The following is a 15,993-nucleotide window of genomic DNA, read 5'->3' on the forward strand; positions in this document are numbered from 1 at the left end:
CCACTCCTCACTGGGGATCATTGAACCTGGGAATTAAAAGTCATGACCCATAACGATCCGGCAACAACGGCAAACGTAAACAAAAACCCGAGTGCGATCGCAATGGAATGATAAGCCGGACCGCGGCTTTCTGTGATATGCATAAAGAAGATCAATTGTATCAGGATCTGAAGGATGGCCAGTGCCAATAAGATGGTAATGATGCTCCCTTGGGACAAGGGAGCTTTCACAGTGAACCACAGCGCCAAAACCGTCAGCACAATGGATCCGACATAGCCGATCACATGCGCCCAAGGGAAAGTCTTCTTTGATAAATGTTCTTTGTTCATCATTTCATCACCCCCATGAGATAAACGACCGTAAAGATCATCACCCATACCACATCCAGGAAGTGCCAATACAATCCAGCGTTGAATAATTTCCGGGCTGTCGTGGGTTGGATCCGATCACGAATCAGCTGGATCCCGACAGAGACCATCCAGACGATCCCCAGGGACACATGAAGACCGTGTGTGCCCACCAGAGTGAAGAACCCGGACAGGAACGCACTGCGCTGCATCGTGGCCCCTTCCAACGAATAAGTGATAAATTCATAGACCTCGATCCCGACAAACGCGAGACCGAGCAAGATGGTCACAGCCAGCCACCCCATGAGCCGTCCTAAATGGCCATTACGCATTTCACGCACAGCCAGTCCACAGGTAAAACTGCTGGTTAACAAGATAAAGGTTTCAAGCGTAAACATCGGAATGTCAAACAGCTGCGCCTCCGTTGGCCCCCCATCCGTATGCGTGCGCAGTAAGAGATAGGTGGCAAACAGACAAGCAAACAGCACAAGATCAGAAGCCAAGAAAATCCAGAAACCAAGGATGTGTTTTTCTTCTTCTTCCATGCCATGTTCAAATAACTGCTGATTGGAGATCGGGCTTCCGGTTACTTCAGCCATATTACAACCCCCTTATGACGCTTCCATTTGCTTGATTTCGTCAACGGAAATCCAGTGGCCCGTATCTTTTTCAAGCGAACGCCACAGCATGCACACCACCACACCGATCAGCCCGACTGTAGCGATTATGAATTGGTTAAAGACCAAACCGAATCCGGCGACAAAGAACGCCAATCCCATGAAGAAAGGCAGAGATGAATTGTTCGGCATGTGAATGGGTTTCAATGGTTCTTTCGTCGGCGGCAGAATGCCTTCTTTCCGCTGTTGTTTCATCTCCCACCAGGCATCACGTTCATTTACTGTGGGGATTTGCGCAAAATTATAGTGTGGGACAGGTGACGGAAGAGACCATTCCAATGTGCGGCCATCCCATGGATCCCCTGTCGTATCGCGTTCCCCATAGCGGATGCTGTAAAGGATTTGAACGACGATAAAGAGAAATCCGATCCCCATCAAATACGCACCAATGGTTGAAACAAAATTGAGTGTTCCCCACCCTGTTTCAGCGGGATACGTGTACACACGTCGGGTCATTCCCATGAATCCCAGCGCGTATTGCGGCATGAAACAAACGTAAAATCCGATGTTGAAGAACCAGAACGCCCATTTGCCGAGGGTTTCGTTGAGTTTGAAGCCAAACATTTTCGGCCACCAGTAATACATCCCTGCAAGTAACCCAAATACCGCCCCACCAATCAAGGTCTGGTGGAAGTGAGCGATCACAAAATAACTGTTGTGAAACTGGTAATCTGCAGGTGCCGACGCCAACATAATCCCGGTTGCTCCACCGACCGCAAAACAGGGGATAAAGGTAAGCGACCAGAGCATCGGCAATGTGAGTCGAATCCGACCTCGAAACATCGTAAACAGCCAGTTGAAAACTTTTACCCCTGTAGGGATGCCAACAGCCATGGAAGCAACCGCAAAGAAACTATTTACCCCCGGACCTGCACCCATCGTAAAGAAGTGGTGTACCCAGACAAAGTAGCTGATCACGCTGATCAACATGAGAGAGGCAACCATCGATTTGTAGCCGAAAATCCGTTTCCGGCTGAATGTGCTGACGACCTCAGAAAGAATGCCGTAAACAGGAAGAATCGCAATATACACTTCCGGGTGTCCCCAAACCCAAAAGAGGTTGACGTACATCATCGGATTTCCGCCATGAAGCATCGTAAAGAAATGGGTTCCGAAAATCCGGTCCATTCCCAAAAGCGCAAGTGCGACAGTCAAAGCGGGAAAGGCAAAGATAATGACAATACAAGATGCAAGAACAGACCAACAAAACAGCGGCATCTTCATGAGCGTCATGCCGGGCGCACGCATTTTAAGAATCGTAACGATAAAGTTGATCCCCGTTGCAATACTTCCAATCCCGGAAATTTGCAGAGACAGAACGTAATAATTGATTCCGGGACCAGGGCTATGTGACAACTCTGCGAGTGGCGGATAACTTACCCATCCTGCATCGGGGGAACCCCCGAGGATAAAGGAAAGGTTAAACAACAGAGCGCCAAAGAAAAACAACCAAAAACTTACTGCGTTCAAGAAAGGAAACGCTACGTCACGTGCTCCGATTTGCAGAGGAACCGCGATGTTCATCATGGCAAAAATCAAAGGCATCGCCACGAACAAAATCATGATGGTTCCGTGCGTAGAAAAGATTTCATTGTAATGTTGTGAATCCAAAAAGTTCATATTTGGAAAGGCAAGTTGGGTTCGCATGAGAAGAGCGTCTACGCCGCCTCGAAACAGCATCAGCAGAGCGCAAATCAGATACATGATCCCGATCTTTTTATGATCAACGGTGGTAATCCACTCGCGCCACAGCCATCCCCATTTCTTGAAGTACGTCAACGCAAATATGATGCCCAGCAGTGTCAAAACAGCGGCAACCGCTGACATCTGAATCAACGGGTCAGCATTCCGCAAATATTCCACAATCTGATTGATCATCCTGATTTCCCACCTTTCTCCTCTCTTCTACAAACAATTAATGGTGCTCATGGCTCTCATGCTCTCCATGATGCATGCGCCAGTACATTCCACCGTTTTTATCGACAATCTCTCTATACAGTGTTGCCGGATACGAGGAATAAAGCTGTTTGTCGGCAATGCTTGGCTTGACGAGCTGATTGTATTTTTCCTTCGTCAAAGGAGGTGCAGATGCTTTGACACTTTTCACCCACAACTCAAACTCAGCCTGCGGTTTGGCGACCACTTGAAAGTTCATGTGCGCAAATCCTTTTCCAGTAAAGTTGGCTCCTTTACCGTCGTATACTCCGGGACGGTCTGCCTGCAGCCACAGGTACATCTCCATTCCCGGCATGGTGTACATCTGTCCGCCCAACTGCGGTACCCAAAACGAGTTCATGGGTGCGTCTGCCGTCAACACGAATTGCACAGGTACTCCAGCAGGAATTTCAACGTAATTGACCGTCGCGATGTTCGATTCAGGATAGAAAAACATCCACTTCCAATCCAACGAAACCACTTGAATGGTCATTGGCTTTTGATTGGATGGCGGACGGGTCAGGGCAAATGTATCACGAACGGTAAATACTCCAAGAATGGCGACGATCAGTATGGGAATGCCCCACCAGATTACTTCCAGAATTTTGCTATCATCCCAATTTGGAGTGTAAGGTGCCTTGTTCCCGGGACGATCCCGGTAACGATACACCACATACACCATAATGGCCAGGACGGGAATCACAACTAGCATAGACAAAAGAAAGGTAATCATGATGTTCCAATTTTCAGTTCGCGCGACAGGACCGGCAGGATCGAGAAGGACAAATCGGTCACTGCATCCGGTCAACAGGAATAACAGAGCGAAGCTGAAAAGAACTTGTTTTAGCCGACTTGATATCCCCGTTTTCTTCACAGGTTTCACACTCCCATAGTCAGACTGAATTTTTGTCTGTGGAATGATGTAAGCGGTATCAGACGAAGTGAATGTGATGAATTTCACAAAAAGGCTGTCCACAGAATACCGGCGTTCGTTATCGTTTTGTCCTTAACCACTCATAAACCATATTTCATAGTGAAACTGAATTTTGTCTGTGTAAAAGAGTGTAAGCGTTATCGGGCTAAGCTATTGTGATGGATGTCACAAAAGAAAGAGGTGTTCACAGAATATCGACATTGCGGTTACAATTTTGTCACTTAACAGGGCGTGTCCGCATTGTTTTCCCAGCTTGCTCGCCCGCACCCTGCCCGGAAGCAGACCATGGCCTCTGAACCGGAAAGACAAAGTGCGCTTCATAGAGGAAATGACCCGTGATTCGATCCTCACGCTTTACCGGTTCATCGTTCGGTTGGGCTCAAGACTCGCTCATCCGGGAAAACCTCTCCCTATCACGGAATAAACAGACACGCCCGAACTCAAGAAGATATTTGCGTTTCCCGCTGCAGTGATTAACGGGCCGCCACGGGTGTCGGCTTGATTTTGCTGTTGGAGAACGGCTGTTTCAATTGCTCTTTCATGCCAGTTTCCCACAACTCTTCGATCATCTTCAGTTCCTCTTCTGTAAGCGGCGTTTTCTCCGTCGCCTCCGCAAATTCGCGCAAGTTCTCTTCACTGGTGATATTGGGCAAGACCGATTTGATCACAGGGCTAGCCAAAGAGAAGAGAATGGCTGCTTGACCGATGGTCCGGTCCGTTCCTTCGTACAGGAATTTCAACCGTCGAACCGCGTCCAGTCCGGTTTTCATCCACTCGATCGGTCGGTGGGAGCGGTGGTCTCGTTTATCGAAATGCTTGTCCGGATCATAGGTGCCGTCGAGGAGACCTGATGCATGCGGAACGCGGACAATCAAGGATTTGTTCAGCTTTTCGGCCTCCCGGATCAGATCACGGGCAGGATCTTGCTCCAGCAAGTTGTGAATGATTTGCGCCATGTCATACCGCTTGTCACGGAGCGTGGCCAATCCCTCGTCCCGCCAGCCAAGGTCCGGTCCCAAAGCGACACCGTAGGTGCGGATTTTTCCTTCTTCCTTCAAACGTTCCAGCGTTTCCAGCACTTCCTCACTCTGGATCGCTTCCATTCGTGCGTTATGCAATTGGTAGATGTCGATCACGTCGGTCTTCAATCGGCGTAGGCTCTCTTCGCAGGATTGACGGATCGAGGCGGCATCCCACCGCTGAGGCAATTCAGAGTGTCTGCCGTGTCGGTCGCCCCGTTTGGCATAGATATCGTAGCCGAATTTGGTGGCGATCACCACTTTGTCGCGAAGTCCTTCCAACGCTTCCGCCAAGAGGGTTTCTCCTTTGCCTTGGCCGTACACGTCCGCGGTGTCAAAAAACGTAATGCCGTAATCTTCATATGCCATGCGCAACAGGCGTTTTCCGAGCATATCGTCTTTGACACCCCACCATGGTGTGGCAACGGACCAAACGCCGAAACCAACTTCAGAGACGAGCGTATCAATGCCAGGCATTTTGCGGTATTTCATCTAAATAACCTCCTTCTCGTATCTTCACCGTCACACGGTGCGATGGGGTAATTAAAATTTGAAGACCAGTCGTGCTTTCGCTTGCGCTTTTTCTACTTCTTCAAAGGCTTCGTGCACTTGATGAAGGTGTCTGGTCTCATAGATGACTTTTGTCCGCCCCTCCGCATGCAATTGGAACGTTTCCTCCAGATCGGTGCGGGTACCTACGATGGACCCAATCACCTGGATACCGTTGAAAACGGTCTCAAAAATGGGAAGCTGCACGTAGTTGTCCGCTGGCAACGCAACAAGGACGAGGCGGCCGCCGCGGCGCAGAGAATGGAAAGCTTGCTCAAAGGCCTTGGGCGAGACAGCCACGCTGATGGCTGCATCGGCGCCACCCAGTTTCTTGATCTCTTCCACAGGGTCCTGGTACCGGGCGTTGACCACATAGTCCGCTCCCAGCTCCTTGGCCAGTTGCAACTTCTTATTGAAGAGATCGACAGCCACCACCGTCGCCCCTGTCACTTTGGCGTATTGTAGGGCCAGGTGGCCGAGCCCGCCGATGCCGAAGATGGCCACGAGGTCCGACGGTCTGGCACCGGACATCTTCACCGCCTTGTAGGTGGTCACCCCGGCGCAGGTCAAGGGCGCCGCATCCAGCGGGTTGATGCCGTTAGGCACCTTGACGATGTGTTTGGCGTAGCTGATGGTGTATTCGGCGTGGGTGCCGTCGATGGAGTAACCGGTGTTAAACTGGGACTGGCACAACGTCTCCCAGCCGGAGTTGCAATATTCACAATTTCCGCATGCGTAACCCAGCCAAGGGAGAGCCACCCGGTCCCCTTCCTTGATCCCCGTTACTCCTTTTCCCACCGCCTCCACGATACCGATCCCTTCATGTCCCGGGATAAAGGGCAATTTCGGTTTGACCGGCCACTCCCCTTTGGCCGCGTGAATATCAGTGTGGCACAATCCTGAGGCTTCGACTTTTACACGAACCTGTCCCACTCCGGGTTCCGGAATATTCACTTCCTCAATGCGAACCGGTTCCGCAAAGTCCCGTATAACCGCGGCCAGTATTTTTTTAACCATCTCTTCAGATCGCACCTCCCAAAAAAGCATGATCGCCAAGATTGTGCCATTAGGGCGACGGGAGAATGGTTGGGCGTATCGGATATCAGCGAAGATGACCACGGTCACCATCCGCGATGGATACGGCCAACCCCTCACTCTCGTCAATTAGGGCCCCATGTGTTTTTCAAAGGTTTCACACTCCCATCATCATGCTGAAAATGTTGCCTGTGTACATCAGCGTAAGCCGAGTTGGAGAAAGGTAATGTGATGGATTTCACAAAAAATGGGTCGTTCACAGAAAATCTACATTACGGATATACTTAACGTAAGTGGTATCGGAAAATGCGAATGTGATATGTTTCACGATCGTTCACAGAAAGTCAACATTACGGTTGGAGTTTTGTCATTGACTACACAGAGGGATATCGTATTGAATTTTATTGGGAAAAATTTGTTTGGAAGAACGATACCTGGTTGCAACTTTGCTGCCACTCCCCCAAAAAAGTGAGGCGGTATGGATGGACCGTAAATTCGAGATTCTCAAATATGTCCCGCTGTTCAGTGAATTGACAGATGAAGATTTGGAAAAAATCGTTCGTATTGCGGTTTTACGGCACTATCGAAAGAATTCAACGATCTTTGTGGAAGGGCAGCCATTTAGCACGGTTTACTTCATTCAATCGGGAATCGTCAAGGTCACAAAGGTAGAGAAAAACGGAAACGAGCAGGTCATCTGCCTTCTGCGACAAGGGGATATGTTTCCCCACGTGGGATTTTTCGGCGATTCACCGTATCCCGGAACGGCCGTAACTGTCACGGACTGCCAATTGTTAGCGATATCAATGGACGATTTCGATCGATTGTTGGATTCAAATCCGCTCATCGCAAAATCAGTCATGAAAATGATGGATCAAAGGCTTCTTTATTTGCAAAGACGCTTGCAAGATGTGATTTCGGGAGATGTCCATCAAAAAGTTGTGGTGACCTTGTTACGGCTGGCAGAGGAATACGGGACTCAGAGGGAGGATGGTGTTTTTGTTTCCATTCCGTTAACCCATCAAGATTTTGCCAATATGTTGGGAATGTCACGGGAATCGGTCAACCGTGTGCTCAATCAGCTAAAAAAAGATCAGTTGCTTGACATCAATCGAAAAGGCATCTTGATTTACGATCCGGATGCACTGCAACGTACACTCTCCCCTGTTAAAGAATGACAAAAAACAGGGGCTTTTTTATGCAAAAAATCACAATGAGATTGATCCAGAAAGGGTTGATTTCGATGACAGTTGTGGAGATCAAACAAGAAATTACCGGGTAAAAAGGGATTTCCCGTACTCAAGTAACTGATGTCAATCTGGTTAACATATTTACCTATTGTTTTGGAGGCACACAGAGTGGATCGTGATTTTTTTCAGAAGACTTACTCATTGTTACACCGGGCATTACCACTACCACAAAGTGTGTTAAGCGTCACATTTGACTTGTTTTTCGACCCATTCCTTCAAGACCACGGCATTATTTCTTTCCCTTTCCTTACTCGCATAGAGAAATGTGATCAATTTACCAGCGGCTTTATTCAAAATGCGGCGCCATGCTTCGACTTTTTCCGGTGTATCGAGTTCGTGCAGATACGCTTCCCGGAATTCTCCAAAATCACGGTCGCGGTGGTACTTTTTACGCAAATCGTCAGAAGGGGCCAACTCTCGGGCCCAACAATCGATCGCCGCCGTAACTTTTTTAACGCCGCGCGGCCACAGCCGATCAACCAATATGCGAAAGCCATCGGTTTCATTCGGAGAATCGTATATCCGTTTCAGCCGTATCATATGGAAACTCCCCTCCTTTTCACGGGAACTGGCACCTTGAGCTTCAGTATTCAGGATGCCGGTTCATTTTTTGTGTCCAAAAATGTGTCAAATCGTCGTATGGGAAAAATATCCCCCCTCGCCACTCACAAAAACGATTCACATTACCATGAGCACGACAGTTAAGGCAACAAATTGTAACGCATTGGCAAATTCTATGATTCCCGCTTGTTTTGGGGTGATCTCTTTTCCACCCCAGATCCACAGGCGGATCAGTGGAAATATAAAAACCAAAGCAAGTTTAGCCTGTCCCAGTATCAGCGGCATCAAAACGGATAAAGAACTATAGAGTTTGGCATATTTCATCCAGTGGGGGTTCTTTCTTTCGCGAATCACCGACTTCACGAAGAAAACGGTTCCGACAAAATAAAGCACAGTATAAAAGAAAAGCCAAAATGCTGTCGCATCCCACTTACCAGTGCCAAATACATAAGCGGCAACCCCGCCCGCGGCAAAACCCAGGATGGCACAAATATCATTCAGCATAGCGCGCTCACGCCGCCGTGTAACAAAATAAAGATTAATGGCGTAAACCGTACAAAATAACGGGGCAAACAGCCACAAAACCGGCTCTTTCCATAGAGGAAGAAGTACCGACAAAAAACCGATCAGCCAATAAGCACTTCCCCAGACCAAGTAACGTTTTTCTTTCCTTTTCACCCATTGCGTAACAGCGTATGAGGCCAAATAAAAGAAAAACCAAGCAGAAAAGAGAAGCAGATGCTCCGGCCGGGGTTGTCCCAACAGTGTTCCCAACAGGAACGGAGCGGTCAACATCACCCAACCGCCGTGTTCGTGCGGAATGACCCATTTCATCTATCATCACCTTGTCATCATACCAGAAATACCGGATACAGTACTTTATTATACCGGAAGACCTCCCTGACACCCGTTGTTGCAATCGGTTCTTTTCATCTTCCCGAAAATGGAGAATGGCTTGAGAAGAAGCTCAAGCCAAGATAAAATCCATATTTTTCTATATTATCCTCACATCAGAGATGTAGCGGTACTCTTAATCCTCACCCAATGTACTCATTGGGCCAAAGGCTTCATAGTGGATCCGCTCTTTGGGAATATCCATTTGTCTAAGCGCCCGGTAAATGACTTGCATAAATGGAATGGGCCCGCATAGATAAAACTCTCCTTGAGTATTATCCAAAATGGACTCTAACCACGCCTGATCAATAAACCCTTCTTTATCGAAGGATTCAGTCCTCCGGTCTTCTTCGGTTGGTGATTCATAACAGACATATGATCGGATATTGCTATTTTGGGATGCCAAACGGGCAACGTGTTCCTTCATGGCGTGATGTCTTCCATTGATCGCTGCATGAATGTAAGTCACTTTTCGACCGGGCTGTTTTTCGATAATCGTGTTTAACATGCTAATCATTGGCGTTAGGCCTACGCCTCCGCTGATCAACACAACTGGATTCATTGATTTGGTATTCAGAATAAAATCCCCAGCAGGGGAGCTAAATTCTAAAATGCCACCCTCTTGAATATTCCGATGCAGGTAATTGGATACAATCCCAGCAGGGTTCCCATTACGCGCATCTTCGCGTTTGACACTGATACGGTAATAATCCTTACCGGGAGCATCTGATAAACTGTAGTGGCGAATATGCGTATATTTTTCGCCTGGTATTTTTGCCTTTAAGGTTAAGTATTGCCCAGGTTGAAATTGCGCGATTGCTTTTCCATCCGCAGGTTTTAAATAGAACGAATTGATCACGTCACTTTCTTTTACCTTTTTCACCACCACAAATTCCCGAAAACCTTCCCAACCGCCTTCTTGTGCCCTAGCTTGATCATACAATTCTTGTTCAATCTCTATGAATATGTCGGCGATGTATTGATAAGCTTTTTCCCAAGCCTGAATGATCTCTTCCGTTACTTGATTGCCCAATACATCCTTCACTGCTTGAATCAGATGTTTACCTACAATGGGATAATGCTCTGGCACAATACCAATGGCCCGATGCTTATGACAAATCCTTAAGATGATCGGTTTGATCGCATCTAAATGATCCATGTGTTCTCCGCATATGTAAACAGAATGAGCAAGAGCTCGCTGCTGTACACCTCGTTTTTGGTTTGTCTGATTAAAGATATTGTACAACTCCGGGTGACTTTCAAACAGTAATTGATAAAAACGTTTACCGATTGCCTCACTGTTTTTTTGAAGTACCGGAGCTGTTGATTTGACGATTTCTATGCTATGGGTCTCAATCATTTCAAAATATCCCCCTTCATAGTAAGAGATCAATAATAAGATTTCCTTTTTTTCACGCTATACTTGATGCTCGTCATTTTGATAAGCATTGATGTTACACAGTGTTTCCAGTGTAGCTTTGTTTATGTAAATAAGTGTAAGCGGTATCGGACAAAGTAATTGTGATGGATATCACAAAAAATAGTTCGTTCACAGAAAGTCAATATTACGGTTGGAGTTTTGTCATTGACTACGCAAAGGGATATCGTATTGCATTTTTTGGGCACAATTTGATTGGGAGAACAATATCTGATTGCAGCTTTGCTGCCACTACCGCATAAAAAATGTGGAGGCGGTATGGATGGACCGCAATTTCGAGATTCTCAAACGTGTTCCTTTGTTCAGTGGATTGACAAATGATGAATTGGAGAAAATCTCTCATATTACGGTTTTACGACACTATCGAAAGCATTCAACGATCTTTGTGGAGGGACAACCGTTTCGCACGGTTTACTTCATTCAATCGGGAATTGTCAAGGTCACAAGGGTCGAGAAAAACGGAAACGAGCAGGTCATGGGTCTTCTGCACAAAGGAGATATGTTTCCCCACGTGGGATTTTTCGGCGATTCACCGTATCCCGGAACAGCCGTAACTGTTACGGACTGCCAATTGTTAGCGATATCGATGGACGATTTCGATCGATTGTTGGATTCAAATCCGCTCATCGCAAAATCGGTCATGAAAATGATGGATCAAAGGCTTCTTTACTTGCAAAGACGCTTGCAAGAGGTGATTTCGGGCGATGTCCATCGAAAAGTTGTGATCACCTTGTTACGGTTGGTGGAGGAATACGGGACTCAGAGGGAGGATGGTGTTTTTGTTTCCATTCCGTTAACCCATCAAGATTTTGCCAATATGTTGGGAATGTCACGGGAATCGGTCAACCGTGTGCTCAATCAGCTAAAAAAAGATCAGTTGCTTGACATCAATCGAAAAGGCATCTTGATTTACGATCCGGATGCACTGCAACGTACACTCTCCCCTGTTAAAGAATGACAAAAAACAGGGGCTTTTTTTATGCAAAAAATCACAATGAGATTGATCCAACTCATGTACATTTGTATTGAGCCACGGGGCAACGAGATGGAAGGTTGGTATCGTACACAGTGATACAACTGGTATCCATTTTTCCGTGAGAGGAGAATCAATATGGCGAGACCCAGCTATCAACCCAAACTCGATTTAACGGATTGGAAAAAAACAAATACACAGGAGTTCGAAAAAATCCGATCGATCGTGGCACCCGAACTGCATTCTTTTATCGAAGAACACGCTGCTTTAAGTCAGTTGATGGATCAGGTGAGGGAAGGCTATCATACCGAGCTTTATCACAAGGCTTTGGATACAATCGCTCATGAATTGGAGCATCATTTTTTGTACGAAGAAAAATATATTCTTTCTCGTTTGGCAAATCATATCACAGAGACGGAAGTGGGCCCCATTGCTAAATTAAAAAACGAACACAACATCATTCGAAAACATTATCAGGAAGCGATGGTCCTGTTTCAAAATCATGATCCCGAAAACCCTTCACAGGAACTCGTACAAAAGATGGGGCTGCTTGCCTATCTGTTAAAAAAGCATATTGAGAAGGAGGATCATTACCTTTTCCCACTGTTTAGCGTGATTTTGACTCAAGAGGAAAAAGCGGCGATCGCCCATGATGTCCATCTTCATACATCAACCAGAAAGGGATGATTTCAATGACAGTTGTGGAGATAAAACAAGAAATTACCGGGGAAAAAGGGATTTCCCGTACCCAAGTGCTGGATTTTGACCAGGGAGTCGTCGTGAACCTGCAAGTAAAAGCGGGGAAAAAGATTCCCCGACACCATGCGAACTGCCATGTGCTCGTTTATGTAGTCAGCGGGGAAGTATGGTTTGGCGTATCTGAGCAGCGATTTCACTTAAAAACGGGTTCCTTACTCCATATGAACCCGTTTGAAGAACATGATATTGAAGCGATACAAGATTCCAGCTTGCTCGTTATAAAAACAGGTTCCCAAACCGGATGCAATATTCGTGCGTGAAACCGGGTACGCCGTTTTCCCTCTCGATCCTGTTTTGCAAACACTCAAAGGACGTCGTGGGAAAACGGCGACCTTTTTTAAGGAGCGGGCCTGATTTTCTCGTCGAATGCGGAGCATCAGACGGAAAATCAGGCCCGCATCACTTTATCAACAAACTGCATTCTTACAAAACGGCACGCCATCTTCGGAAATGAGCGGGTGTGGCAAAAGCGGACAAACCATTTCTTTACCAGGGTCAATCATGTCAATCATTGTATAAAATCACTTTCATCGCTTTTTCTTTGGCTGCATTGCGAAATACCTCGTACGCCTGCATGATCTGGTCCAGCGGAAAACGGTGGGTGACCAACTGTTGTGGTTTGATCTTCCCGGACTGCACCGTTTTGATCAGCATCGGTGTCGTGCTCGTACTAACTAGCCCGGTGGTGATCTTGACATTGCGAATCCACAATTGTTCCAAGTGCAAATCGACAGGCTTGCCGTGTACACCGACATTGGCCAGCCGTCCACCGGGCTTCAGGATTTGCTGACAGATGTCGAAGGTCACCGGAAATCCGACGGCCTCAATCGCTACGTCAACACCCTTTCCGTCCGTTAATTCCATCACTTGCTCAACCGCATTTCCCTTGGAGCTGTTTACTGTCTTGGTGGCCCCGAACTTTTTGGACATCTCCAATCGATAATCGTCGAGGTCGACCATGATGATCTCCGCAGGTGAATAAAGTTGCGCTGTCAAGAGTGACGCCATCCCAACCGGACCAGCCCCGACGATCGCAACCACATCCCCCGGCTGAACTTCGCCGTTGATCACCCCGATTTCCAAACTCGTCGGGAAAATGTCACTCAGCATGACAAGTGCTTCCTCATCGGTTCCCGGAGGAATGTGATACAAGCTCGTATCGGCATAAGGGATCCGAACGTATTCCGCCTGGGTACCGTCGATCAGGTGTCCCAGAATCCAACCGCCGTCTTCACAGTGGGCGTACATCGCTTTTTTGCAATAATCGCATCTTCCACAGGAAGTGACACAAGAAATCAGGACTCTGTCTCCGGGTTTGAAATTGTTGACACCCGAGCCGACTCCTTCTACTATTCCAACCCCTTCGTGTCCCAAGGTTCGGCCGTCGGTTACCGCCGGCACATCACCGCCCAAGATATGTAAATCTGTGCCGCAAATCGTCGTTTTGGTGATTTTGATGATGGCATCCGTCGGATTTTGAATCGTCGGCTTGTCTTTTTCTACCCACTCAAACTTTCCCGGACCACGGAATACAAGCGCTTTCATTATTCTGTGTGCCCCCTCATTTTTTCGCTGTCAAGCTACTCAATTTAAGGTCGTCTTAAGGTCATTCGTCCGAATCTAACGGGGATCAATCTATTGCCGTCTTATATGGGACTCCTTTCTTGAATTAGTCGAACGATGACTGTCTATCGTTAATATGCCAATTTGCTTTTCTGTCCATTCCAATTTTTAAATACACCGTATTTTTGGGACACATACTCCTAAAGTTAAAGGTTTACGGAGCAATGTTTATACCTATCAGTTTGCTCCATTTGTTCCCTTAACGGAATATGTTCTTGCTTCAGTTGGGTTAGAGCAGGGCACAAAGAAATGTCCTCTCCTATCCTCTGACCACAATGAAAAGGCATATCATTCATGTTCTTTCCTCCTGGTCCATTTAGTTTGATGCTATTGCTTGATGTTATTGTATCTGAATTCGTGTTTTCGTATTATGACACTGTCGTCAGATAGAAAAACGTGGTGTTGACGCGGATCTCCTTTTCTACCTCAGGGGTGTCTTTTTTTAACGGCCGCTTGCCGTGAGTTTCATGATCCTCGTCAATGGCAGATCCAATTCCTCCACTTACTTCTCCGTGGAGAGGATACTGATGTAAAAATATAAGATCCCACTTACAGCAAGTGAGATCCCACATTGTGACCGGCAGCGGGACAAGAGCCCTTATGGCCTTCAAACATAAACGGCTTAATCCTATAGCGCTCCCTTTAAAGATGAGATGGTCAGGTGTGTAGAGCTCTACGTTAACATGACTTGCATATCTGCTTGTACATCCCCAATCAATTTTAAGCCAAATCTCTCTTGTAATACTTGCAACACGCCTGGCGAAATAAACTCAGGAGCTTTCGGTCCAATACGGATATCTTGAATACCTAAGCTTAACAACCCCAATAGGATGGCAACTGCTTTTTGCTCAAACCAAGATAACACGATACTGACTGGCAGTTCGTTTACCTCACATCCAAATGCTTCGGCTAGTGCAGCCGCAATCTTCACAGTGGAAATCGAATTATTACATTGCCCTAAATCAATATAGCGTGGAATATCTGTACCTGGTACTACTCCGTAATCTACATCGTTAAAGCGGAACTTGCCGCAAGAAGTGGTTAGAATAACCGTTTCAGGTGGCAAGGATGTGGCTAATTTTCGATAATATTCCCCACCTTTCCCTGGAGCGTCACAACCTGCAATGACAAAGAAGCGCTTAATTTTTCCATCTTTCACAGCCTGGATAATTTCCGGTGCCATTCCTAGTACTGTCTCATGGTGGAAGCCTGTAACGAGCTCTTGATCAGACTCTATATTCACTTCTGGAAGCTCTAAAGCACGCTTGATCAATGGTGTAAAATCATCATTTTCAATTTTTTGTACTCCTTCAAGCCCTGCTACATCGTAAGAGAAGAAGCGGTCTGCATACGTACCTTTAATGGGCATGACACAGTTCGTTGTTGCTAAAATAGCGCCCGGGAATTTTTCAAACAGCCTTCTTTGATCAAACCATGATTTACCGATGTTCCCTTTTAAATGAGGATACTTTTTCAGTTGAGGATAACCATGTGCTGGTAACATTTCGGAATGTGTATAAATGTTAATCCCTTTATCCATCGTTTGCTCTAATAATTTTTCAAGTGCAAGCAAATTATGCCCTGTTACCAAAATTGCTTTTCCTTCTATTTTATTTTGGCTAACACGAACGGGCTGTGGAATCCCAAAGCGTTCTGTATGAGCACGATCTAGCAATTCCATAACCCGGATCGCTGCTTGCCCAACTTTCATCGCCATCTCAAAATGCTCTTGCTCATTAAAGTTGGAATTGGTCAGTGTCATGTAAAGTGCTTCATGTGTGGTAGCATCTACAAACGGGTCGGTATATCCGAGCTGATAAGCATGTGTACGATATGCAGCGATCCCTTTTAACCCAAAAACCAAAATATCTTGCAAACTAGCGATCACTTCGTTTTTTCCACAAACTCCGATAATTTTACATCCACCCATTGGTGTCTGCTCACATTGGTGACAAAACATATTTCCCTTCCTCCTTCTCACATAACTCACGTGAATCCA

The 15,993-nt window shown here is 46.6% G+C and carries 15 protein-coding genes; 4 read left to right on the forward strand and 11 right to left on the reverse strand.

Features of this window, described 5'->3' with window-relative positions:
• Nucleotides 1–17: 17 nt before the first annotated feature.
• From KI215_RS12485 to adhP, 6 genes are all read right to left on the reverse strand, one after another.
• Nucleotides 18–332, reverse strand: a complete 315-nt coding sequence (locus tag KI215_RS12485; protein ID WP_212773049.1) for a cytochrome C oxidase subunit IV family protein — start codon at nt 330–332, stop codon at nt 18–20.
• Nucleotides 329–946, reverse strand: a complete 618-nt coding sequence (locus KI215_RS12490; protein WP_212773050.1) for a cytochrome (ubi)quinol oxidase subunit III — start codon at nt 944–946, stop codon at nt 329–331. Before KI215_RS12490 ends, KI215_RS12485 begins: the two co-directional genes overlap by 4 nt.
• 12 nt (nt 947–958) lie before the next feature.
• Nucleotides 959–2,902, reverse strand: a complete 1,944-nt coding sequence (gene qoxB, locus KI215_RS12495) for a cytochrome aa3 quinol oxidase subunit I (protein WP_212773051.1) — start codon at nt 2,900–2,902, stop codon at nt 959–961.
• A gap of 37 nt (nt 2,903–2,939) precedes the next feature.
• Nucleotides 2,940–3,833: a ubiquinol oxidase subunit II gene (locus KI215_RS12500; protein WP_246512110.1), complete on the reverse strand. Its 894-nt coding sequence runs from the start codon at nt 3,831–3,833 to the stop codon at nt 2,940–2,942.
• Nucleotides 3,834–4,366: 533 nt separating this feature from the next.
• Nucleotides 4,367–5,404 (reverse strand): aldo/keto reductase, encoded by a 1,038-nt coding sequence (locus tag KI215_RS12505; RefSeq protein ID WP_212773052.1) that lies wholly within the window; start codon nt 5,402–5,404, stop codon nt 4,367–4,369.
• A gap of 51 nt (nt 5,405–5,455) precedes the next feature.
• A complete protein-coding gene (gene adhP / locus KI215_RS12510; RefSeq protein ID WP_212775189.1) occupies nt 5,456–6,466 on the reverse strand; it encodes an alcohol dehydrogenase AdhP in 1,011 nt (336 codons plus the stop codon).
• A gap of 512 nt (nt 6,467–6,978) precedes the next feature.
• Between adhP and KI215_RS12515 the strand changes: the two genes are divergently transcribed.
• Complete coding sequence (locus tag KI215_RS12515; RefSeq protein ID WP_212773053.1) at nt 6,979–7,674, forward strand: Crp/Fnr family transcriptional regulator; 696 nt, start codon at nt 6,979–6,981, stop codon at nt 7,672–7,674.
• Nucleotides 7,675–7,923: 249 nt separating this feature from the next.
• Here KI215_RS12515 and KI215_RS12520 read toward each other — a convergent pair whose 3' ends face one another.
• The 3 genes from KI215_RS12520 to hmpA all read right to left on the reverse strand — a co-directional run bounded on the left by KI215_RS12520 (nt 7,924) and on the right by hmpA (nt 10,561).
• The gene (locus KI215_RS12520) at nt 7,924–8,286 is read right to left on the reverse strand and encodes a DUF488 domain-containing protein (RefSeq protein ID WP_212773054.1); all 363 of its coding nucleotides are present in this window, start codon (nt 8,284–8,286) and stop codon (nt 7,924–7,926) included.
• A gap of 138 nt (nt 8,287–8,424) precedes the next feature.
• The gene (locus tag KI215_RS12525) at nt 8,425–9,141 is read right to left on the reverse strand and encodes a YwiC-like family protein (RefSeq protein WP_212773055.1); all 717 of its coding nucleotides are present in this window, start codon (nt 9,139–9,141) and stop codon (nt 8,425–8,427) included.
• A gap of 196 nt (nt 9,142–9,337) precedes the next feature.
• Nucleotides 9,338–10,561, reverse strand: coding sequence for an NO-inducible flavohemoprotein (hmpA, locus tag KI215_RS12530; RefSeq protein WP_212773056.1), 1,224 nt, complete (start codon nt 10,559–10,561; stop codon nt 9,338–9,340).
• Nucleotides 10,562–10,901: 340 nt separating this feature from the next.
• Between hmpA and KI215_RS12535 the strand changes: the two genes are divergently transcribed.
• From KI215_RS12535 to KI215_RS12545, 3 genes are all read left to right on the forward strand, one after another.
• Entirely contained in the window at nt 10,902–11,597 is a 696-nt protein-coding gene (locus tag KI215_RS12535; RefSeq protein WP_212773057.1) for a Crp/Fnr family transcriptional regulator, read from the forward strand.
• A gap of 240 nt (nt 11,598–11,837) precedes the next feature.
• Entirely contained in the window at nt 11,838–12,299 is a 462-nt protein-coding gene (locus KI215_RS12540) for a hemerythrin domain-containing protein (RefSeq protein WP_246512111.1), read from the forward strand.
• Between the two features lie 5 nt (nt 12,300–12,304).
• Nucleotides 12,305–12,631, forward strand: coding sequence for a cupin domain-containing protein (locus KI215_RS12545; protein ID WP_212773059.1), 327 nt, complete (start codon nt 12,305–12,307; stop codon nt 12,629–12,631).
• A gap of 244 nt (nt 12,632–12,875) precedes the next feature.
• Here KI215_RS12545 and KI215_RS12550 read toward each other — a convergent pair whose 3' ends face one another.
• Both KI215_RS12550 and hcp read right to left on the reverse strand, forming a co-directional pair.
• Nucleotides 12,876–13,916 (reverse strand): zinc-dependent alcohol dehydrogenase family protein, encoded by a 1,041-nt coding sequence (locus tag KI215_RS12550; RefSeq protein WP_212773060.1) that lies wholly within the window; start codon nt 13,914–13,916, stop codon nt 12,876–12,878.
• A 751-nt stretch (nt 13,917–14,667) separates the two neighbouring features.
• Entirely contained in the window at nt 14,668–15,954 is a 1,287-nt protein-coding gene (gene hcp / locus KI215_RS12555; RefSeq protein WP_212773061.1) for a hydroxylamine reductase, read from the reverse strand.
• Nucleotides 15,955–15,993: the final 39 nt, after the last annotated feature.

Source organism: Polycladomyces abyssicola (assembly GCF_018326425.1).
Classification (GTDB): Bacteria; Bacillota; Bacilli; order Thermoactinomycetales; family JIR-001; genus Polycladomyces; species Polycladomyces abyssicola.

Coding starts and splice junctions, on each gene's coding strand:
- KI215_RS12485 (WP_212773049.1), bottom strand. CDS start 332: ATGATGAACAAAGAACATTTATCAAAGAAGACTTTCCCTTGGGCGCAT.
- KI215_RS12490 (WP_212773050.1), bottom strand. CDS start 946: ATGGCTGAAGTAACCGGAAGCCCGATCTCCAATCAGCAGTTATTTGAA.
- qoxB (WP_212773051.1), bottom strand. CDS start 2,902: ATGATCAATCAGATTGTGGAATATTTGCGGAATGCTGACCCGTTGATT.
- KI215_RS12505 (WP_212773052.1), bottom strand. CDS start 5,404: ATGAAATACCGCAAAATGCCTGGCATTGATACGCTCGTCTCTGAAGTT.
- KI215_RS12515 (WP_212773053.1), top strand. CDS start 6,979: ATGGACCGTAAATTCGAGATTCTCAAATATGTCCCGCTGTTCAGTGAA.
- KI215_RS12520 (WP_212773054.1), bottom strand. CDS start 8,286: ATGATACGGCTGAAACGGATATACGATTCTCCGAATGAAACCGATGGC.
- KI215_RS12525 (WP_212773055.1), bottom strand. CDS start 9,141: ATGAAATGGGTCATTCCGCACGAACACGGCGGTTGGGTGATGTTGACC.
- hmpA (WP_212773056.1), bottom strand. CDS start 10,561: ATGATTGAGACCCATAGCATAGAAATCGTCAAATCAACAGCTCCGGTA.
- KI215_RS12535 (WP_212773057.1), top strand. CDS start 10,902: ATGGACCGCAATTTCGAGATTCTCAAACGTGTTCCTTTGTTCAGTGGA.
- KI215_RS12545 (WP_212773059.1), top strand. CDS start 12,305: ATGACAGTTGTGGAGATAAAACAAGAAATTACCGGGGAAAAAGGGATT.
- KI215_RS12550 (WP_212773060.1), bottom strand. CDS start 13,916: ATGAAAGCGCTTGTATTCCGTGGTCCGGGAAAGTTTGAGTGGGTAGAA.
- hcp (WP_212773061.1), bottom strand. CDS start 15,954: ATGTTTTGTCACCAATGTGAGCAGACACCAATGGGTGGATGTAAAATT.